At 56.0% G+C, this 20,551-nt stretch carries 19 protein-coding genes; 10 read left to right on the top strand and 9 right to left on the bottom strand.

Annotation, left to right across the window (positions count from 1 at the left end; all coding sequences use genetic code 11):
* Positions 1-46 precede the first annotated feature (46 nt).
* The 5 genes from GUC22_RS26630 to GUC22_RS26610 all read left to right on the top strand — a co-directional run bounded on the left by GUC22_RS26630 (position 47) and on the right by GUC22_RS26610 (position 6,355).
* Positions 47-637: a maltose acetyltransferase domain-containing protein gene (locus tag GUC22_RS26630; RefSeq protein ID WP_160183867.1), complete on the top strand. Its 591-nt coding sequence runs from the start codon at positions 47-49 to the stop codon at positions 635-637.
* 103 nt (positions 638-740) lie between these two features.
* A complete protein-coding gene (locus tag GUC22_RS26625) occupies positions 741-2,120 on the top strand; it encodes a carbohydrate porin (RefSeq protein WP_024360587.1) in 1,380 nt (459 codons plus the stop codon).
* A 305-nt stretch (positions 2,121-2,425) separates the two neighbouring features.
* A complete protein-coding gene (locus GUC22_RS26620) occupies positions 2,426-3,436 on the top strand; it encodes a LacI family DNA-binding transcriptional regulator (RefSeq protein ID WP_024360586.1) in 1,011 nt (336 codons plus the stop codon).
* A 69-nt stretch (positions 3,437-3,505) separates the two neighbouring features.
* Positions 3,506-4,894 carry a glycoside-pentoside-hexuronide (GPH):cation symporter gene (locus GUC22_RS26615; RefSeq protein WP_004870634.1) on the top strand — a complete coding sequence of 463 codons (1,389 nt, stop codon included), beginning with the start codon at positions 3,506-3,508 and terminating at the stop codon, positions 4,892-4,894.
* Between the two features lie 96 nt (positions 4,895-4,990).
* A complete protein-coding gene (locus GUC22_RS26610) occupies positions 4,991-6,355 on the top strand; it encodes a NosD domain-containing protein (protein ID WP_160183866.1) in 1,365 nt (454 codons plus the stop codon).
* 54 nt (positions 6,356-6,409) lie between these two features.
* Here GUC22_RS26610 and rhaM read toward each other — a convergent pair whose 3' ends face one another.
* The 9 genes from rhaM to rhaB all read right to left on the bottom strand — a co-directional run bounded on the left by rhaM (position 6,410) and on the right by rhaB (position 16,390).
* On the bottom strand, positions 6,410-6,724 hold the full coding sequence (gene rhaM, locus GUC22_RS26605; protein ID WP_004870631.1) for an L-rhamnose mutarotase: 315 nt from the start codon (positions 6,722-6,724) through the stop codon (positions 6,410-6,412).
* The gene (gene fucO, locus GUC22_RS26600; protein ID WP_049085925.1) at positions 6,721-7,869 is read right to left on the bottom strand and encodes a lactaldehyde reductase; all 1,149 of its coding nucleotides are present in this window, start codon (positions 7,867-7,869) and stop codon (positions 6,721-6,723) included. Before fucO ends, rhaM begins: the two co-directional genes overlap by 4 nt.
* 148 nt (positions 7,870-8,017) lie before the next feature.
* Positions 8,018-9,022 carry an ABC transporter permease gene (locus tag GUC22_RS26595; RefSeq protein WP_160183865.1) on the bottom strand — a complete coding sequence of 335 codons (1,005 nt, stop codon included), beginning with the start codon at positions 9,020-9,022 and terminating at the stop codon, positions 8,018-8,020.
* A complete protein-coding gene (locus tag GUC22_RS26590; protein ID WP_049088287.1) occupies positions 9,019-10,023 on the bottom strand; it encodes an ABC transporter permease in 1,005 nt (334 codons plus the stop codon). Before GUC22_RS26590 ends, GUC22_RS26595 begins: the two co-directional genes overlap by 4 nt.
* The gene (locus tag GUC22_RS26585) at positions 10,023-11,534 is read right to left on the bottom strand and encodes a sugar ABC transporter ATP-binding protein (protein ID WP_064411722.1); all 1,512 of its coding nucleotides are present in this window, start codon (positions 11,532-11,534) and stop codon (positions 10,023-10,025) included. The genes GUC22_RS26590 and GUC22_RS26585 overlap by 1 nt, the downstream gene beginning before the upstream one ends.
* Before the next feature lie 96 nt (positions 11,535-11,630).
* Entirely contained in the window at positions 11,631-12,617 is a 987-nt protein-coding gene (gene rhaS / locus GUC22_RS26580) for a rhamnose ABC transporter substrate-binding protein (RefSeq protein ID WP_004127197.1), read from the bottom strand.
* Positions 12,618-12,699: 82 nt separating this feature from the next.
* Entirely contained in the window at positions 12,700-13,530 is an 831-nt protein-coding gene (gene rhaD, locus GUC22_RS26575; protein ID WP_004870621.1) for a rhamnulose-1-phosphate aldolase, read from the bottom strand.
* A gap of 137 nt (positions 13,531-13,667) precedes the next feature.
* Entirely contained in the window at positions 13,668-14,927 is a 1,260-nt protein-coding gene (gene rhaA, locus GUC22_RS26570; protein ID WP_024360580.1) for an L-rhamnose isomerase, read from the bottom strand.
* Entirely contained in the window at positions 14,924-16,390 is a 1,467-nt protein-coding gene (gene rhaB / locus GUC22_RS26565) for a rhamnulokinase (RefSeq protein ID WP_049088288.1), read from the bottom strand. Before rhaB ends, rhaA begins: the two co-directional genes overlap by 4 nt.
* Positions 16,391-16,701: 311 nt before the next feature.
* Here rhaB and rhaS (GUC22_RS26555) point away from each other — a divergent pair, with 311 nt between their 5' ends.
* The 5 genes from rhaS (GUC22_RS26555) to GUC22_RS26535 all read left to right on the top strand — a co-directional run bounded on the left by rhaS (GUC22_RS26555) (position 16,702) and on the right by GUC22_RS26535 (position 20,514).
* Positions 16,702-17,538, top strand: coding sequence for an HTH-type transcriptional activator RhaS (rhaS, locus tag GUC22_RS26555; RefSeq protein WP_049085922.1), 837 nt, complete (start codon positions 16,702-16,704; stop codon positions 17,536-17,538).
* 74 nt (positions 17,539-17,612) lie between these two features.
* On the top strand, positions 17,613-18,461 hold the full coding sequence (gene rhaR / locus GUC22_RS26550; protein WP_102650347.1) for an HTH-type transcriptional activator RhaR: 849 nt from the start codon (positions 17,613-17,615) through the stop codon (positions 18,459-18,461).
* Between the two features lie 146 nt (positions 18,462-18,607).
* The gene (locus GUC22_RS26545) at positions 18,608-19,150 is read left to right on the top strand and encodes a hypothetical protein (protein WP_142385551.1); all 543 of its coding nucleotides are present in this window, start codon (positions 18,608-18,610) and stop codon (positions 19,148-19,150) included.
* Entirely contained in the window at positions 19,080-19,394 is a 315-nt protein-coding gene (locus GUC22_RS26540; protein WP_098067505.1) for a PTS fructose transporter subunit IIB, read from the top strand. The genes GUC22_RS26545 and GUC22_RS26540 overlap by 71 nt, the downstream gene beginning before the upstream one ends.
* Positions 19,387-20,514, top strand: a complete 1,128-nt coding sequence (locus GUC22_RS26535) for a PTS fructose transporter subunit IIC (RefSeq protein ID WP_102650337.1) — start codon at positions 19,387-19,389, stop codon at positions 20,512-20,514. Before GUC22_RS26540 ends, GUC22_RS26535 begins: the two co-directional genes overlap by 8 nt.
* The last annotated feature ends 37 nt before the right edge of the window (positions 20,515-20,551 follow it).

Here is a 20,551-nt window from a genome sequence, read left to right as displayed (position 1 = left end):
CGATAATGCACAGGGATGTGCTGGAGAGATGAGGAAAATTTGCACTATGGATATGAAAGCAAGAATGAACAGCGGCGAGCTCTATCTTGATTCAGGATATGGTTTACCGGAACAGCGGCTGATGGGCAAGGCGCGGGCCTATGAGTACAATCACTCGCATCCTTTTAATCAGGAATTAAGAGACGATATTATTCGACGCATGTTTGCCAGCGTCGGTAAAGCGTGCTGGATAGAACCGCCGATTAATATTGCCTACGGAACTCACACCACTATCGGCGATAATTTTTACGCCAACTTCAACCTGACGCTGGTTGATGATGCCGACATTATCATCGGCAATAACGTGATGTTTGCGCCCAACGTGACTATTTCCACCGCGGGCCATCCGGTTCAGCCGGATCTGCGCCACACCCAGCAGCAATTCTCGCAGCCGGTTATCATCGAGGATGGCGTATGGCTTGGCACCGGGGTGATTATCAACCCTGGGGTCACTATTGGTAAAAACTCGGTTATCGGCGCCGGAAGTGTGGTGAATCGCTCAATACCAGCGAATGTCGTCGCTGCTGGCGTCCCTTGTCGGATATTAAGAGAAATTAGCGATGAGGATAAGAATAAATATCAACTGTTTGCGGGGTGAATAGCCAAAATAAAATAGAAAAATCTGCCTGATAAAAAAACAAAAAATAAATACGGGTGAGTTTATGACTCACCTGGCCCTCTTTTACCTCCGGAAAATAAAAATGAATAAAAAAGCATTATCGATAGCCATGGGTTTGTCTTTAATAACGGGTTCAGCGGTAGCAAAAAATAATCACCTGACTCTTGAACAGCGTATGGAACAACTGGAAGCGCGGCTTGCCGCCGCTGAGAATCGGGCGACGGTAGCGGAAGAGCAGGTTCGGAATTTACAGACGCAACAGGATGCCGCTATTCAGGCGGCACAAACCAGCGTAGCGGTTAAAAGCGTGGCTCCGGCTGCAGAGAGTAAAAAGAATATGACCGCGCCGGAGTTGAAATTAACGGGCTATGGCGATCTGAAAATCTACGGTGACGTGGAATTCAATATGGATGCGGAAAGCAAACGTGGCTTGCTGGCGATGACTAACGCTGATGTTGGTAGCGACCCAACCTACGAGAACTGGGATTTAAACGGTCGTATCCTGCTCGGCTTCGATGGTATGCGTAAAACGGACAGCGGCTATTTTGCCGGGTTCACCGTCCAACCGCTGGCGGATATGACTGGTTCGATGAATCTTGATGATGCCGCGTTCTTCTTTGGTCAGGAAAATGACTGGAAGGTTAAGGTGGGGCGTTTTGAAGCTTACGACATGTTCCCGCTAAATCAGGATACCTTTGTCGAGCACTCCGGCAATACCGCCAACGACCTGTATAGCGACGGTCATGGCTATATCTATATGATGAAAGAGGGGCGCGGGCGTTCTGACGCAGGCGGCAACTTCCTGCTAAGCAAGCAGCTTGATAACTGGTATTTTGAGCTCAACACTTTGTTGGAAGACGGCACTTCGCTGTATAACGACGGCGGTTACCACGGTCGCGATATGGATCAGAAAAAGAACGTCGCTTACCTGCGCCCGGTGGTCTCCTGGGCGAAGGACGAAGTGTCCGTGGCGGCGGCCATGGAAGCGAACGTGGTGCAAAACGCCTATGGCTATCACGATGCGCAGGGCAACTTCGTCGATCAGTCCGACCGCACCGGCTATGGTCTGACTATGACCTGGAACGGCCTGAAGAGCGACCCGGATAACGGCGTGGTGGTGAACCTGAACACCGCTTATATGGATGCCAGCAACGAAAAAGATTTTACCACCGGGGTGAACGCGCTGTGGCGGCGCTTCGAACTGGGCTATATCTACGCGCATAACAAAATCAGCGATTATGCTGGAGTCATTTGCGAGAACGACTGCTGGATTAAAGACGAAGGTACCTACAATATTCATACTATCCACGCGTCGTATCAAATTCCGAACGTGATGAATATGCAGAATTTTAATATTTATCTTGGGGCCTATTACTCTATTCTGGATAGCGACGATAAGCTGAGCCAGAGCGATGACGACGATCGCTATGGCGCGCGGTTGCGCTTTAAGTATTTCTTCTAATTATTTAAGTATTCAACGATCATATTATTGAATAGTATTTTTATTGATAATAATTTCAATAATATAAAAATTATACCAATGCCTCATTCTTAGTGAACATGAAATCCACTACGTTGTGGTTTACATGGATTATAAGGATGAGGCCCTTTCATACACGCCCTTCCGATTAAACTTGTCTCAGCCAGCTAAATTGAGAAGGCCGAACGTGCTTCCATGTAACAAAGCAACATGTGAACTGGCTTACATTTCCGATCGCGATCACAATTTATAGTAAGCACCAGTGTTAGGGGGCGTACTCAATCATCATGGCATCGATCAAAGACGTAGCGAAAAGAGCGGGGGTCTCGACGGCGACCGTATCACGAGTGCTTAACAATCATCCCAGCGTGGTGCCGGAAACCCGGCAGGCGGTACGCGATGCGATGGATTATCTCTGCTATGTGCCCAGTAAGAGTTCGTTTCAGCTTAGCGGTAAATGTTCAGGGCTGATTGGCGTGGTGTTGCCTAATCTGATGAATCCTCACTTCTGTGAACTGCTGGCGACAGTGGAGGAAGAGGCCCGGTATATTGGCAAATCGGTGATCGTTAAAACGCATCAGAATCAGCCGCAGCAGGATAAACATATTATTCATACCCTGGTGGGAATGGGCATTGACAGTTTGTTATGGGTACCGACGGAAGCGGAGGCCGAACTTTCCGAATGGTTAACCATTACCCGCATCCCGGTCGCCATCGTCACCCAAGTGTCCCGCTTCTTTAATTCCGTTTCGATTAATCAGGATCGCGGGGCGGAAAGCATTGCGGAACATTTTATCCACACGGGTCATGTTTCATTTGGCTTTGTTGCCCAGGAAGGCGTTGATAATCGCAAGGTATCGTCGTATAGCAAAAAAATAGCGAGCCACGGCTTAACGCTCGCCAAAGATAATTCGTTCTGGATAACCAAAGGTGAAGGTGAGAGAGTTTCCGGGCATATTCAAATTCTTGATGTCATTATCGAGAAGCTCAGCGAGCCAGATCGTACCTGTTCATGCCTGTTGGTTTATAACGATATTGCTGCCAACTATATTATCGATGGGCTTAAAGAAAAAGGTATCTCCATTCCAGAAGATATCGCTATTGCCAGTTTTGATAATACCCTGCTGGCGCAAACCAAAAAAATTACCAGCGTGGCACAGCCGGTCAATGAAATTGCTCACCTCGCGTTCCAGATGGTAAAGCATCAACAGCAGCCGGACAGTATTGAAATGCATGAAATCGTCTCCCGGTTAATTATCCGCGAGAGCAGCGTAAAGATTAATATTACCTCCCTGTAAGGGATAGGTATTTAGTAATGGCGCAACGTTAGCGTCATGGGCTCCTTTTAACAAAAAATAGGTGTATTTATGTCTGCTACCGCAATGGAAAAGCCAGGCGCTTATGAAAAGCTCGGGCTCAGGGAGAAGATCGGCTACGGCATGGGTGACGCCGGGTCGGGAATGATATGGAGCGTCCTGGCGCTATATCTGACGTGGTTTTATACCGATGTTTATGGCCTGAATGCCGGGGTGGTTGGCACATTATTCCTGGTTATCCGTATCTTTGACGCTTTTAGCGATCCGCTAATGGGGGCAATCTGCGACCGCACCGTCTCGCGCTGGGGTAAATTCCGCCCATGGTTATTATGGATGGCGTTTCCGTTTGGCCTGGGCGCGGTACTGATGTTTACTACCCCCGATCTCAGCATGAACGGCAAGATTATCTATGCCTGGGTCACCTACCTTGTCATGTCGCTGATTTACACCGCGATTAATATTCCCTATTGCTCAGTCGGCGGCGTGATTACCCTCAATCAGAAAGAGCGTATGGGCTGTCTGTCCTGGCGCTTTTTCCTTAATGGCCTGGCGACATTAATTATTTCCTCCTCTATTCTGCCGTTAACGGACTGGCTGGGTAACGGCGATCGCGCCTCCGGTTTCCAACTGACCATGATCATTATGGGCGGCGCGGCAACGCTAATGTTCCTGTTCTGCTTCTCCAGCATTAAAGAGCGGGTGGTGTCGGTGAAGCAAAACGAGTCGTTAAAGAAAGACCTGCGCGATATCATCAAAAACGATCAGTGGCTATTGATGATCTCTATTACCTTCCTGAACGTTTTCCCGGCATTTATCCGCGGCGGTGTAACCATCTATTATGCTACCTATGTGATGAAGGCGTCTGTCGGATTTATTACCTTCTTTATGGCGCTGGGCGTGGCCTGTAATATGCTGGGCAGCGTGCTTGCCAAACCGCTTACCGATCGTTTTGATAAGCTGGCGCTGTTCCGCGTTATTAATATTATCCTTGGTATTCTCTCGTTTGCGCTGTGGTTTATTGATCCGCAATCGCTGACCCCGCTGATGACGCTGTTCGTCATTATTAACGTCCTGCATCTCATCCAGTCTGGCCCTATTCTGTGGGCAATGATGTCCGACGTCGACGACTACGGCGACTGGAAATTTGGTAAACGCCTGACCGGTATCTCCTTCGCCGGTAATCTTTTTATGCTGAAAATGGGGCTGGCGGTGGCCGGCGCTATCGTCGCCTGGATTCTGGCGTTTACCGGCTATGTCGCGAATGAGCCGCAGCAAAATTCGCAGACCCTCCAGGGCATTATCGTGATGTTCTCCCTGCTGCCGATGGTGAGCTATTTCATCAGCGCGTATCTGGTGCGCTACTTTAAGCTCAATAACGCTTTTCTTGAAAGAATTAAAACGGATCTGGCAAAGCGCGAGCTGGAAAAAGGCCGCGGTTAATGACCGGGAGCGCAGAATGTCGGTTTTATTCAACAATGGCATAGCTACGATTTAAATATTTTTTATTGATTTCCATTTAATATCAAAGGAGGTTTTATGGTGCCTGAAAATTATTATGACGTCACGCGGTGGCCGGTGGGTAATCCCTATCAGGATATTGGCGAAGTGATTAATAGTATTATCGCCGATATTAAATCCCGGCAAACCGAAACCGATATCAACGACGGTGGAAAACCGGGCGCCGCTATTTTTATCCCGCCCGGCGATTATCATCTGACGACGCAGGTTTTGATTGATATAAGCTATTTAAAAATAATGGGCGCCGGGCATGGTTTTGTCTCCTCAAGCATTCGCTTTAATACCCCAGCGGATGAATGGGCGAACCTGCACGATCTGTGGCCGGGCGGGAGCCGTATCCTGGTCGACCTTTGTCCGCAGGACGGCGATGAAGAGCACGCCGGCGCCGCGTTTTATGTAAAGCGCAGCGGGGCGCCGCGTATCAGTTCGGTGGCGTTCGAAAACTTCTGTATTGATGGCCTGCACTTTGTTGATGATGGGCTGGGAAACAACGACCCGGAAAATACCTACACCAACGGTAAAACCGGAATTTATATCGCTAGCGCGCAGGACGCCTTTCGGATCACCGGGATGGGGTTCATCTACCTCGAGCATGGCCTCACCGCGTACAACAGCGATGCGATGGCGATCCATAATAACTTTATTGCCGAATGCGGTAACTGTATCGAGCTCCGCGGCGCCGGGCAGGCGTCAAAAATAACCGATAACCTGATTGGCGCAGGCTATAAAGGCTATTCCATTTACGCGCAAAACTTCGGCGGGTTATTAATTTCTACCAACAATATTTTCCCGCGCGGCGCCAGCAGCGTCCACTTATCCGGCGTTGTACGCTCCTGCGTCACCAGCAATCGATTCCATTCGTTTTATCCAGGCATGCTGATAATGGAGAACAACTGCGCGGAGAATCTGATCTCGGCAAACCACTTCTTGCGCGATCGTGAGCCCTGGCCGCCGATGCAGGCTTATGACAATGGGCGGGATGATACCTATGGCCTGCTGTATATTGAGGGAAGTAATAACTCGATAATTGCCAATCATATTTCCGAAACCCTCGATGTCCAGTATCTCAAGCTGCGGGGAATAAAGCCGATCGTCATCCGTCTTGTTGCCGGTAAGGGAAACTACCTTGCCAATAACCATATCGTGGCGACAACTGAGGCGTCGGCGGCGCAGGCGCAACCGTCGGAAGAGGATGCCTGTTTTGCGGCGCAGGTCAGCGCCTTGCTCACCACGGACAGATTAAAAGCCCTCGATGCGGTCGCCGTGCTGGTAGAAAAGAGCTCTGCGCAAAACACGATACTGGATAGCGGAAGCGACAGTCAGGTGCTGATGGACAGGGCGGTAAACGCCTTCAGGGCCACGCCCGTTCCCGGAACGATTTAACGCTCTTCAACCTCAAGCGGTGGCCCCGCTAAACGCAGCGGGGCCGTCATGGATTTAATCGAGATAAAACACCTCTTTAAGCTCCGCGCTTACCGGGCTGTTATCCGGGTTGGCGGGCATCACATCGCGCATATGGCGCCACCAGCGCTGGCACACCTCCGTGTTGGCGACGGCGTCCCAGCGCGCTTCCGATTCAATCTCCACCGTGGCGAACAGCAGGTTGCGCTGTTTATCGAGATAAATCGCGTAGCGGTGTGCGCCGTGGGCCTTCAGCACCGCTTCGAGCTCCGGCCAGATGGGGTTATGACGGCGCTGATACTCTTCATGCGCGTCCGGGTTGACCTGCATGACGAAAGCTTTGCGGATCATAAGGCCTCCAGATAGAGCTCGCGGACTTCATCGCGGCTGGCGGCGCGCGGGTTGCACGGCGCGCACGGGTCGGCCAGCGCTTTGTCCAGCCAGCCTTCGATATCGGCTTTGCTAACGCCAAGCTGGCTGAAGCCTTGCGGAATGCCGACGCGTTTGCTCAGCGCGCGGATGGCGTTAATCGCCTCCATGCTGGCCGCCTCATCGCTCATGCCGCGGGTATCGACGCCCATCGCCTGCGCCACGCGGGCGAAACGGGAGATGGCGTTCGGGCGGTTAAAGTTTTCGATGATCGGCAGCAGGATGGCGTTGCACACACCGTGCGGCAGGTTGTGGGTGGCGCCCGGCTGATGGGCCAGCGCGTGCACCAGGCCGAGACCGGCGCTGTTAAACGCCATGCCCGCCAGATACTGGCCAAACGCCATCTGCTCGCGGGCTTCAAGGTTATGTCCGTCGTCCACGGCTTTCGGCAGCCACAGGTTGATCAGGCGAATCGCCTCCAGGGCGTTGGCGTCGGTCAGCGGATGCGCGCCAACGGACACGAAGGCTTCAATGGCGTGGGTCAGTGCGTCCATGCCGGTGGCGGCGGTAATGGCGGGCGGAATATCCAGCATCACGCTGGCGTCATCGACGGCAATATCCGGGATGATATTGGGGTCGATAATCACCTCTTTCACCTGGCGCTCGGCGTCGATGATCACCGCGTTGCTGGTCATCTCCGCCGCCGTTCCGGCGGTCGTGTTGATCGCCACCAGCGGCACGCCGGGGTTGGTCACTTTGCCGACCCCGGAGTAGGCGGTCGATGGCCCCGGGTTGGCGGTGAGGATTTTGACCGCTTTGGCGGTATCAATCGGGCTGCCGCCGCCGAAGGCGATAAGGTAATCGCACCCGGCCTCGCAATACGCCGCGTAGCCTTTTTGCACCAGCGCCTCGGTGGGGTTAGGGAACACCTCGTCAAACAGATGGTAAGCCATCTGCTGTTCATCCATAGCGGCGAACAGGCTGTCGAGCAGCCCCAGCTTCACCAGTTGGCCGTCGGTGACGATCAGCGCCTTGCCCCAGCGTTTACCCGCCACCAGCTTGACCATATCGCCGATTGCGCCTGCGCCGTGAAGGCTGATTTTGGGCAGTGCCAACATAAAACTCATGATAATTCTCCTTAATATTGATTTTGGGAAATCCGTTTCCCCTCACCCATCCCCGGGTCGCGGCTGGCGCCTTACCCGGGCTACAGGGTGGGCCGGTAGCCCGGACAGGTGCGTAGCACCGCCTCCGGGATTGAGGATGAGGGGGAAATTAAATTCGTCTTCGCTGCATCATCCGCCGGGTAATAATCGGCAGCGAGATCACCACGATCAGCATCGCGCCGATGATGATCGACATCACGATCCCCGGCACGTTGAGCAGGCTCAGGCCAAACGTCACCAGCCCCATCAGGAAGGCGGCGATAATCACCCCCACCATGCTGCCGGAGCCGCCGAGAATATTGACGCCGCCGAGCACCGCCATGGTGACGACCGCCAGCTCCCAGCCCATCGCCAGCGTCGGACGCGTGCTGCCGAGCCTCGAGGTCAGCAGTACCGCCGCCAGCCCGGCCATCAGCCCGACCAGCGCGAACAGCATCAGATTGTGGCGCTTAACGTTGATCCCAGAGAACCAGGCCCCGGTCGGGTTATTGCCGATGGCGTAGGTCCGGCGGCCAAAGTTGGTTTTATGCAGCAGGAAGGTAAAGGCGGCGGCGAGGAGGATAAACAGCGCGAACTCAAAAGAGAGCGCCCCCCATACGTAGCCCTGGCCGAACCAGGCGAAGCTGTCCGGGTAGTGGTTGAGCGCCTTGTCGCCGAGCAGAATGTAGGTTATCCCGCGATACAGGCTCATGGTGCCGATGGTGATGACGATCGACGACAGGTTAAAGCGCGTCACCAGGATACCGTTGAACAGGCCGCACAGCAGCCCCACGCCCAGCCCGACGGCCACCAGCAGCGGCGTATCCATACCCGCCGCCGCGCAGAAGCCCATTGCCGTTGAGCTCAGCGCCATCGTCGACGCCACCGAAAGGTCGATCTCTCTGGCGATAATCAACATCGCCATCGGCAGCACGATGATCGCTTTTTCGGTGAAGTTAAACGTGGCGTCCGACAGGTTCCAGATATTAAGGAACCAGGGCGACGCCAGGGCGTTAACCACGAATACCGCGAGGGTCACCGCCAGCAGAAACCCTTCCCAGCACAGCAGACGACGCAGCGGCGACGGCGCGGCCGGGGCGCTTTTCATCTCTTCAGACATCATTATTTTGCTCATGATTTCACCGCTTGTTTCTGCCGCGCCAGCGCCGCGTTGCGCAGGATTAACCGCCCGTGGGTCTTATTGCTGCGCTCGTTAAGCAGCACCGCAATCACGATCACCGCGCCGGAAATGGCCATTTGCCAGAACGGCGAAATGCCAATCACCGGCAGCGCGTTATTGATAACGCCGAGGAACAGCGCGCCGCACAGGCAGCCGATCACGCGACCTGTTCCGCCCATGGTGCTGATGCCGCCGATGACGCAGGCGGCGACCACTTGCAGTTCAAAACCGTTGGCGACATCGACATAGGCGACGGCGAAACGCGAGATCCACAGATAGCCGCAGAACCCGGCCAGCGCGCCGGAGAGGCAGAAGCTGACAAACTGCATTTTTCCGGCGTTAATCCCGGTGTAGTACGCCGCCGTCGCGTTGCCGCCCGCGGTGTACAAGGCCCGGCCGGTACGGCTGTAGCGCAGGAAATAGCCCACCAGCAGCAGCGCGGCGATGGCGCACCAGCTCAGCAGCGGCAGCCCCAGCAGCGAGGCGCGCGGCAGGCCGAGAAAATCGGCGCTCATCTGGTGCGAGTTCACCCAGCCACCGTCGGAGAGCAGGAAGATAATCCCGCGGTAAATACTCATGGTGCCCAAGGTGACCACGATGGCCGGAATACCGAGCCGCCAGACCAGAAGACCGTTAATCATCCCCATCAGCAGGCCCAGCAGGGTCGCCAGCGCCAGCAGCGCCGCCACCGGGATACCCGGATAGTGGGCGTTGAGCAGGGCGACGATCATCCCGGTGAGCGCCAGGTTGGCGGCCATCGACAGATCGATGCCTTTGGTGAGCAGCACCATCATCTGGCCGAGGGCGAGGATGATGAGAATGGCGGTGTCGTTAAACATCTCCACCAGATTGCCCGGCGAGACGAATGACGGCGCCCGGCTGCCGATCGCACCGATCATCAAAATGACGACCGCCGCCAGCAGCGCTTCGCGGTGTTTCAGTAGTTGTCGCCACATTACGCTGCCTCCTGACCAATGCCGCTGGCAGCGCTGACGATGGTTTCCGCCGTCGCTTCACCGGCGCGATACTCGGCGACCATCAGCCCTTCATGCATCACGATAATCCGGTCGGCCATACCCATCACTTCCGGCAGCTCCGAAGAGACCATAATCACCGCCAGCCCCTGGCTGACCAGTTCGGACATAAACTGGTGCACCGCCGCTTTGGAGCCGATATCGATGCCTTTGGTCGGTTCGTCGAGGATAATCACCTCGGGATGGGTCGCCAGCCATTTACCGATCACCACTTTTTGCTGATTGCCGCCGGAAAGGGTCTCCACTGCCTGCCGCCAGCTAAAGGCCTTAACCTGCAGGCGCGAGGCGTACTCATCCGCCAGCCGCCATTCGCGGGCGTCGTTAAGCACGCCGCCGGGGTTCAGTTTGCTGAGCTGCGGCAGGCTGATGTTCTGGGCGATCGGCAGGGCGATAATCGCTCCCTGCTTCTGCCGCTCTTCCGGCACGCAGACGATACCGGCGCTGATGGCGTCGGCGGGCTGGCGAAAGCGCATCGGTTTGCCCTTCAGCACGATATCGCCGGAAGAGGGATGCGAGACCCCGGAGAGCGCCTGCATCAGCTCGGTGCGCCCGGCGCCCACCAGGCCGTAAAAGCCAAGAATCTCCCCTTTGCGCAGGCTGAAGCTGATATGGGCGAACTCGGTGGGGTGGCAGAGGTCTTTTACCTCCAGCACCGTTTCTCCCGGAATACAGTCGACTTTCGGATAGGTTTGGGTAATCGCGCGGCCCACCATCATCGCCACCATCCGCTCTTCGGTGATGTCGTTAATCGCGCCGGAGCTGACGTACACGCCGTCGCGCAGAATGGTGTAGTAGTCCGCCAGCTCGAAAATCTCATCGAACTTATGCGAGATAAACAGGATCGCTTTGCCGTCCTGCTTCAGGCGCTCAACGATTTGATAAAACTCCAGAATTTCATGCTGCGAGAGCGCGGCGGTCGGCTCATCGAGGATCACCACCTGGGCTTCAAAGGAGAGCGCCCGGGCAATGGCGACCATATGGCGCTGGGCGATGCTGAGGGTTTTCAGCGTCGCGCGCGGGTCAATCTGCACCTCAAGGCGGGTGAGAATTTCGCTGGCTTTGCGGTGCATGGCGGGCCAGTCGAGCTTCTTCAGCAGGCCGGTGTGCAGGTACTGGCCGACGAAGATATTTTCGCTGACCGAGAGTTCGTCGAACAGCACGGTTTCCTGATGAATCGCGGTGATCCCGACCTTGTGCGCCGACTCCGGGTTCGGCAGTTGGATAGGGATCGCTTTATAGAGAATCTCGCCCTCTTCGGGCTGATAAATGCCGGTCATCACTTTGACCAGCGTCGATTTCCCCGCGCCGTTTTCGCCGATTAAAGCGGTCACTTTGCCGGGCCACAGATCGAGCTGCACGTTTTCAAGGGCGCGCACACCGGGAAAAACCTTGGTGATACCCTTCAGCGACAGCAATGGGGTGGATGCTGACATGATAGTTCTCCGTAAAATTACCCTTTACCCTCCCCCAAAGAGCGAGGGAGGGGGTTGTTCCCTCTCCCTTGAGGTGAGAGGGCCGGGTAAGGGGGATCAGAAGATTTTTGAGAACTTATCGATGTTGCTGGCATCGTAGACGAACGGCTCGGCCATCGCGCCGCTACCGTCGGCGTCCAGCTTCACTTTGCCCAGCTTGCCCATATTGGCTTCGGTTTTGGTCGCCGTGCCTTTGACTAAATCGTCGGCCAGATACGTGGCGGCGTAGCCGAGGTCAATCGGGTTCCAGATGGCGAAGCTTTTGCTGGCGCCGGATTTAATCGCCCCGGCCATTTCCGACGGCAGCCCCAGCCCGGTGACGTAGACCTTGCCGATTTTGCCCTGATCTTTTACCGCCTGCGCGGCGGCCACGATCCCTACCGACGAAGGCGAAACAATCACTTTCAGATCCGGGTATGACTTCAGCAGGCCCACCGCTTCGCGGTAGCTTTTATCCGACAGATCGTCCCCGTAGGCGACGGTCACCAGATTGACGGACGGGTACTGCGGCAGCACCTTTTTCATCTCCTCAATCCAGATGTTCTGGTTGGTGGAGGTGGGGGTGGCGCTTAAAATCGCCACATCGCCTTTTTCTACGTTCAGCGCTTTCAGCGCATCGGCGGCGAGCTTGACGTTGGTTTCGCCAATCAGCGCATTGTTGGATGGGTTAAGGTGGATCTGGCGGCCCGCTGGCGCGACGCCGGAGTCCCAGGAGACCACCTTAATACCGCGCTGCATCGCTTTTTTCAGCACCGGCACCACGGCGTCGGGATCGTTAGCGGAAATGGCGATCGCATCCACCCCCTGGGCGATCAAACCATTGAGCACTTCGATCTGCGCTTCGGCGGTGGTAGTGGTCGGGCCGGTATAGATCACTTTGACATCGCCTAACTCTTTGGCCGCCTCCTGCGCGCCGACGTTCGCTGCTTCGAAGAATCCATTTCCCAATGATTTCGCCACGAGGGCGATTTTGACTTCGGCTAAAGCGGAACCGGACAACGCCAGGATGGCAACGGTGAGGATCAAGCTTGTGTTTGTTTTCATTGCTTTTACTCCACATGAGTTAGTTTTGTAGGGTTTGCAGGTGATTTTTTCGCCCCGTCTCGGTGAGCGGGGCGCGATGTTGTTATTGATAAAGGTCTAACGCGGACTGCAGGGGGTGAACGTTGAAGCGTTTGCCAAGAGCTATCAGCTCTTCGCGGGTGATGGTTTGTTTCATCCCGCCCATTGAATAGACTTTCACCAGCACCTCGGCGGATTTCTCAGCGGTATCGATCAGGCCGAAGGTTTCGTCCAGATTGGGGCCGCTGCCGAAAACGCCGTGGAACGGCCACAGCACCAGCGAATGTTTCTGCATCGCCTCGGCGGTGGCCTGGCCGATTTCGTCGGTGCCCGGCACCATCCACGGCAGGATGCCGACGCCGTCCGGGAAGACCACCAGACATTCGGTGCTGCCTTCCCACAGCTTGCGGGTGAACAGATCGCTGCTGTTCTCCAGCACGTAGGTCAGGGCGATCAGGTTGGTGGCGTGACAGTGCATGATCACCCGGTCTTTGCCGTTGGTCAGCTTGATGCGCTCGCTGTGCGACAGGAAGTGCGCCGGCAGCTCGGAAGTGGGCACCGCGTCGTTGGTCAGGCCCCACAAAATATGGTATCCCGCGCCGTCGCTGTCGACTTTCACCACCCCGAGGTTAGCCGCCGGGTCGAGCTGGACGTTACGGAAGAATTTACCGGAACCGGTGACGATAAACGGCTGGTTAGCCAGCGTCGGCATCGGCTGGCTCAGGGCGATATAGCGTGGTTTGGCGTGAAAATCCGCCGCGTAGGGTTCAATATCCGCTTCGTCCAGGCGCAGCGTCAGGTTGCCGCCGTTGCGCTCGTCCCAGCCTTTTAGCCAGGCGTCGGAAGTGGCTTTAATCATGCCCTGGACGAACCAGGCGTCGATAATGGTCTGCATAGTCTTGTCTTTCCTGTTGATTCGGCGCGGGGTTGGCCCCTCACCCTGAATATGTGCGAGCCCCCGGATTGCGCCGTAAACGGCTTATCCGGGCTACCGGTTCGTAGCCCGGCCGCGACCCGGGGAACGGCCAGGCATTACCCGCGCTGGCTCAGAACCGCATTTTCATAAGCGCGTACGTTATCCAGCCACTGGCTGCCCGCCGGCGTATCGTGACGCTGACAGTACATCTCCCAGATGGCCTGCCACGGCAGGCACTTCTGCTCTTCCAGCAGCGCCAGACGCGCGGTGTAATCGCCGTCGGCTTCCAACTGACGCAGCTGGGCGGTCGGCTCCAGCAGGGCGCGCAGCAGCGCTTTCTTCATATTGCGGGTACCAATCACCCACGCCGCGATGCGGTTAATCGAAGCGTCGAAGAAATCGAGGCCGATATGCACGCGGTCGAACAGATCGTGACGGATGATTTCGCTGGCGATGGCCTGGGTTTCGTCATCCAGCAGCACCACGTGGTCGCTGTCCCAGCGTACCGGGCGGCTGACGTGCAGCAGCAGGCGCGGGATATAGAGCATCGCGGCGGAGATCTTGTCGGAGATGACCTCCGTCGGATGGAAGTGGCCGGCATCCAGGCACAGGGCGGTCTGGCGGCTGGTGGCGTAACCCATGTAGAACTCGTTGGAGCCGACGGTGTAGCTTTCCGCGCCGATACCGAATAGCTTGCTCTCCACGGCGTCGATGTGGTGTGCCGGGTCGAGCTTTTCGCTAATCACTTCATCGAGCGCGTTCAGCAGGCGCTGGCGCGGCGCGAAGCGGTCGACGGTAATATCCTTCATGCCGTCCGGGATCCAGATATTCATCACCGATGGCGTGCCCAGCTGCTCGCCGAAGTAAGCGGAAATACGGCGGCTGGCCTTACAGTGATCGATCCAGAACTGACGGATTTCATCGTTGGCGTGCGACAGCGTAAAGCCGTCGGCGCTTAGCGGATGCGAGAAGCAGGAGGGGTTAAAATCCAGCCCCAGCTTGTTGGTTTTCGCCCACTCAACCCAGTTTTTAAAGTGCTCCGGCTTAATTTCATTGCGCGATACCGGCGTGTCGGACTCCAGATAGAGCGCGTGCAGGTTCAGGCGTTTTGGCCCGGGGATCAGGCTCATCGCCTGCTCAAGGTCGGCGCGCAGCTCGCTGGCGTTACGCGCTTTGCCCGGATAGTTGCCGGTGGCCTGAATACCGCCGGTCAGGCTTCCTTCCGGGTTTTCGAAACCGACGACGTCATCGCCCTGCCAGCAGTGCATGGACACGGGCAGGCGATCCAGCTGGCGCAAGGCCTCCTCGACGTCCACGCCGACGCTGGCGTAGCGCTGTTTGGCAATTTCCCAGGCTTGTTCAAGTTGAGTGGTCATGCGCAAAGCTCCTTGTTCTGTTGTGGCTGAAACTGCGCGACGAAGCGGGCAATTTCATTTTCAGGATTAGGGGTAAAGGTAGTGAGGGCGTAGTTTTGTCGTACCACCTGACGGAATTCATCGACGTTGTTCAACTCATCCAGGGTCATCAGCTGGATACCAATATTGCCAAGCGTGGAGGCCTCAACCGGGCCGGCAACCACGGTGATGCCGCAGGCGTCGGCGCACAGCTGGTTAAGCAGTTCGTTCTGGCAGCCGCCGCCGACGATATGCAGCTGGCTGAACGGCTGACCGCGCAGCGCCGCCAGCTCGTTGAGCACCCGGGCGTAGAGCAGCGCCAGGCTGTCGAAAATGCAGCGCGCCAGCTCAGCGTCGGTATCAGGAACCGGCTGCCCGGATTCGCGGCAGGCGGCCTGAATTTCCGCGCTCATGTCGTCCGGGTTGATAAAGCGGTCATCGTTACAATCGATGACGAAGCGGCAGGCCGGAAGCGCGGCGGTACGCGCGATCAGCGCCGGCAGGTCGCTGACGTTTTGCTCCCTGAGCACCCGCTGTAGCAGCCACAGACCCATAATATTTTTCAGCACCCGATAGCGGCCTTCGGCGCCGCCTTCGTTGGTAATATTAGCCCTTAGCGCCGCATCGCTGGTGCAGGGGGTTTTGCTTTCAAAGCCCATCAGCGACCAGGTGCCGGAAGAGAGATACGCGGCGTTTTTGCTGGCCAGCGGCGAGGCGATAACCGCGCTGGCGGTATCGTGGCTGGCGACGGCGACCACCGGAATGTGATTGCCCTGCGGGCAAATCCAGTGGCCGATGACGTTGCCGGGATGGGTCGGCGTACCGAACCATTCGCGCGGCGCGCCGCTCCAGTTCAGCAGATCTTCATCCCAGCTATCGCTGTTGATGTTGACCAGCTGCGTGGTGGTGGCGTTGGTGTATTCCCAGTTCATGTTGCCGGTCAGGCGGAAGCTAAAGTAGTCCGGGATCAGCAGCGCGTGCGCGGCCTGGCTGACCAGCTCCGGCTGCTGTTCAACCAGCGCGCGCAGCTGATAAAGGGTGTTAAACGGCAGAAACTGAATGCCGCTGCGGCGATAGATTTCCGCGCGGCCCAGCTGGGCTTCGGCGTGGCGCATCAGGCCCTGGGTGCGGGAGTCGCGATAGGAAACCGGCAGGCCGACGCGCTGGCCCCGTTTATCCAGTAGGACATAATCCACGCCCCAGGTATCAATGCCGATGCTGTCGATCAGGATGCCTCGTTCGCAGACCTTCTCCAGACCGCGGCGAATTTCCCCTTCCAGGCTATCGAGATCCCAGCAGTCGAAGCCATCGACCTTCTGCAGACTATTGGTAAAGCGGTGAATTTCGCGCAGGGCCAGGGTTTGCTGGCCGGGTTGATAGCTGGCCAGCATCACCCGCCCGCTGGAGGCGCCTAAATCGACGGCGACACAATGACGAAGACTCATGGGAAGATCCTTGTGAAAATCATTGCATGCAGTCTAAAAAAGTCGCGTCAGGCTCACCTTCTTGTTACTGACAGGGAAAATTGGCCGCTGGCAAGAAAGCAAAGGTGACCGTGAGAGAGGTCACAGTTTCGTTTTCTCCGCGGTGGCGTGAGGGATGTGATGTTGTCCGCAGTTCCCGATCTTTCCCGTCATTTCTTGAAAAAGCGGCAGGCTTTACGATTTTTACGGTCAAAAATTGAAGGCCGGATCGCCGCCCCTTAATTACTATTTGCTCCACTGATTGATAACATTTCTCATTTCGAGGAGCTGCTATGACCATGTTGCACAGTGTGGATTTCTTTAAGTCCGGCGTTTCAGCTGTCGCCATTGAGCCGCGGCTCCCGCAATCCGCTTTTCCCGAACATCACCATGATTTTCATGAGATTGTTATTGTGGAACACGGTACGGGAATTCACGTTTTCAACGGCCAGCCCTACACCATCAGCGGCGGTTCTGTCTGCTTTATTCGCGATCACGACCGCCATCTCTACGAACATACCGATAATTTGTGCCTGACCAATGTGCTCTATCGCGCGCCGGACGCGTTTCGCTTTTTGTCCGGCCTGAACGTGCTGCTGCCGCAGGAGCAGGAGGGAAATTACCTTTCGCACTGGCGGGTTAATCAGAGTGCTTTGCAGCAGGTGCGCCAGATTGTGGAGCAGATGGAGGAGGTCGGCGCGGATGCGGATATGCACGCTATCGCCAGCCGCGAGATTTTATTTATGCAACTGCTGGTGCACCTGCGTAAAAGCAGCCTGGCCGAAGGGGCGTCGGACAACGAGGCGCGGCTGAACCATTTAATGGCTTGGCTGGAAGATCATTTTGCCGAAGATATCTGCTGGGAAGAGGTCGCGGCGCGGTTTTCACTCTCCCTGCGAACCCTGCATCGCCAGTTAAAACAGCAAACCGGGCTGACGCCGCAGCGCTATCTGAATCGGGTGCGGTTGATGAAGGCGCGCCACCTGCTGCGCCATAGCGATGACAGCGTGACCGATATCGCCTATCGCTGCGGATTCGGCGACAGTAACCACTTTTCGACGCTTTTTCGCCGGGAGTTTGCCTGGTCGCCGCGCGATATTCGTCAGGGACGCGACGCCATTCTTCAGTAACGCGAGAACAGTCAACGTTTTAGCAGGCATAAACGCGAATAATGACTCGTTTTTTCGCGTTTGGAGTTGATGTCGTGGCAGCTCAGCTGATTCTTCGCAAAGATGAATTTTTCGCCTCTCCCGCTCAGGCGGTGGCGGTAGCGGATCGCTATCCGCAAAACGTCTTCGCCGAGCACACCCACGAGTTCTGCGAACTGGTGCTGGTGTGGCGGGGGAACGGCCTGCACGTCCTTAACGATCGCCCGTGGCGCATTACCCGCGGCGATCTGTTCTATATCCGCGCGGAAGACAAACACTCCTACGCCTCGGTGAACGATCTCGTCCTGCAAAACGTCATTTACTGCCCGGACCGGCTGCGGCTTAACTTTGACTGGGCGGCGCACATTCCCGGCCTGTTCGGTACTCCGTGGGTTCCGCACTGGCGGATTGGCAGCAGCGGCATGGCGCAGGTCAGGCAGGTGATTACCCAGCTTGAACATGAGAGCAGCCGCAGCGATGCGCAGGCCAATAATATGGCCGAGCTGCTGTTTGCCCAGCTGGCGCTTATTCTTCAGCGCTATCGCTACGCCACCGATAATCTGGCGGCGACGCAAAGCGAAGCGCTGCTCGATAAGCTGCTCACCGAACTGGCGGGCAGCCTCAATCGTCCTTTCTTTCTCGACCGTTTTTGCGCGCGGGAAGGGTGCAGCGAACGCGCGCTGCGCCAGCAGTTTCGTCAGCAGACGGGGATGACCATCAACCACTACCTGCGCCAGCTGCGCATCTGCCACGCGCAGTATCTGTTGCAGCATACTGAACGGCTGATTGGCGAGGTGGCGATGCAGTGCGGATTTGAAGACAGCAATTACTTTTCGGTCGTGTTTAACCGCGAGATTGGTATGACGCCGGGGCAGTGGCGGCAGCGCAGTCGCGTAGTGGTCTGATTTATTAGTTTTTGTAATGTATTTTCTGAAATGTTTATTCTGCATTTAGTAAAAAACAAAATAAATATTTAATGCTCTGTGGAATAAATCACAGTTATTGCCCTTTTTTTACTCTACACTCGCTGTACTATTTTCACGGAGGCCTTATGTTAACCTCATTGATATTGCGAGGATTAAAAAGCATGACTTTAATTTTGCTTTCAATCGATAGCAAAATTAAAGTCATGCTTGCTGATTCATGCTGGTTTAATTCCGTCAACGACCTGGCTGAAAGTGATATTGCTCCTGCGCCTTGTGATGAAATCCAGATAACCCAGAAGTGGTCCCAGCTTTGGGATTGCGCGGGCCAGGCGCTGTGTTCCGGGTTTAGCCAGGCCGTTCAGAAAGAGGGGCACTGCCGCCGCTTGCTGCCGCAGGCTTTACTGTGCTCGCGTAAGCGCGATGAACTGGCGTTCAGCTTCCGTATTTCCAGCCTGCATCAGCTTGTAGTGTGCCGCCACGCCAGCGGTGCCGATAGCGACAGCGTCGCAAATAACCCAATTTGTTTTTCTCAAAGCACAATGCGCATTCTCGCCATTGTGCTTTTTTTATCGCCTGAATCGACCAGAAGGATGCGTTATGTACATTGTTTGTGTAGCTGCTTGCCCAACGGGCGTGGCCCATACCTATATGGCTGCGGAAGCGCTTGAAATGACGGGTAACAACCGCGGTCATGAAGTGAAGGTTGAGACGCAGGGGAGCCTCGGTGCGGAGAACGTTATTACCGATGACGACCTGATGCGGGCGGATGCCGTCATTATTGCCGCCGATGTCGCTATCGATGGTAAAGAACGTTTTGACGGCATGATTAAGCTGGAGTGCGCCGTTTCCGATCCGATTAAATTTGGCGATGCCGTGTTTGAAGCGGTGGAGCAGGAGGTCGCCAATGGCTAAGTTTCAGGGGGGAGGGAAGCCTTCGGCGGGCGCTGAAGTGAAAAATGCGATTATGACAGGTGTTTCCTGGATGCTGCCGTTTGTCATTGCCGGTGCGGTGTTAATGGGGATTGCGCGTATCGGCGCTTCTGCCTGGGGCATTGATAATATCTGGGACGCCAGCCATGAGCAGGCCGCCAGCATCGTGGTACAGGCGCTGCATAAGTTCGATGGTTTTGGCGGTCTGGCGCTATCCCTGATGCTGCCGGTGGTGGCGGGGTATATCAGCTTTGCGCTGGCGAATAAGCCGGGCCTGGCGCCGGGTATGGTCGGCGGGCTGCTGGCCAGCAATCTGGGAACCGGCTTTCTGGGCGCGCTGGCGGCGGGATTTGTCGCAGGCTATATCGTGCGGGCGCTCAATCGCTACGTAAAACTACCGAAAGCGCTGGCCTCAGCCGGGCCAATTTTTATTCTGCCAGTGGGCGGGACGCTGCTGACCTGCATCATTATGGCTTTTGTGATTGGCGCGCCGCTGGCGGCACTGAATCACGGTATGGAAAGCTGGCTGCTGTCGATGTCCGGGACAAATAAGGTTCTGCTGGCGGCGGTGATTGGCGGGATGGTGGGCTTTGACCTCGGCGGGCCGGTCAACAAGGCGGCGGTTACCACGGCGATGGCGCTGCTCGCTTCCGGTATTTACGATCCCAACACCGCCGCGCAGGTCGCGATAATTGTGCCGCCCATTGGTCTGGGCGTGGCGACGTTAATCTGGTCATCGCGCTTCCCTGAATCGCTACGAGAAGCGGGAAAAGCCTCGACGTTAATGGGACTGATCGGTGTTTCAGAAGGGGCAATTCCTTTTGCGCTGGCAAACCCGCGCATCATCATCGTTAACGTTATTGGCTCTGCCGTGGGGGCGGCGATGGCGGTAGGGCTAGGCTCGGTAAACCACGCGCCAATCTCTGGATTCTATGGCTGGCTGGCCGTTGAGAGCTGGCCCGTTTATGTCCTGTCTATCGCCTGCGGCTCAGCGATAATCGCAGTAGGATCGCTGCTTATTTTTCGCGGGATTGCGGAGAGTGCAGAGAAAGACAGCGTGAAAAAAAACTCACCAGCGCCCAAATTTAAAGCCAGTCGATAGATGCGCGCTACGCGCCTCTGAATTTAAATTTTTTCTA

The sequence above is a fragment of the Klebsiella sp. MPUS7 genome (genome assembly GCF_009905335.1).
GTDB classification, from domain to species: domain Bacteria; phylum Pseudomonadota; class Gammaproteobacteria; order Enterobacterales; family Enterobacteriaceae; genus Klebsiella; species Klebsiella grimontii.
Note: the sequence above shows the minus strand (reverse complement) of the source record. Positions and strands in the feature narration are given on the sequence as shown.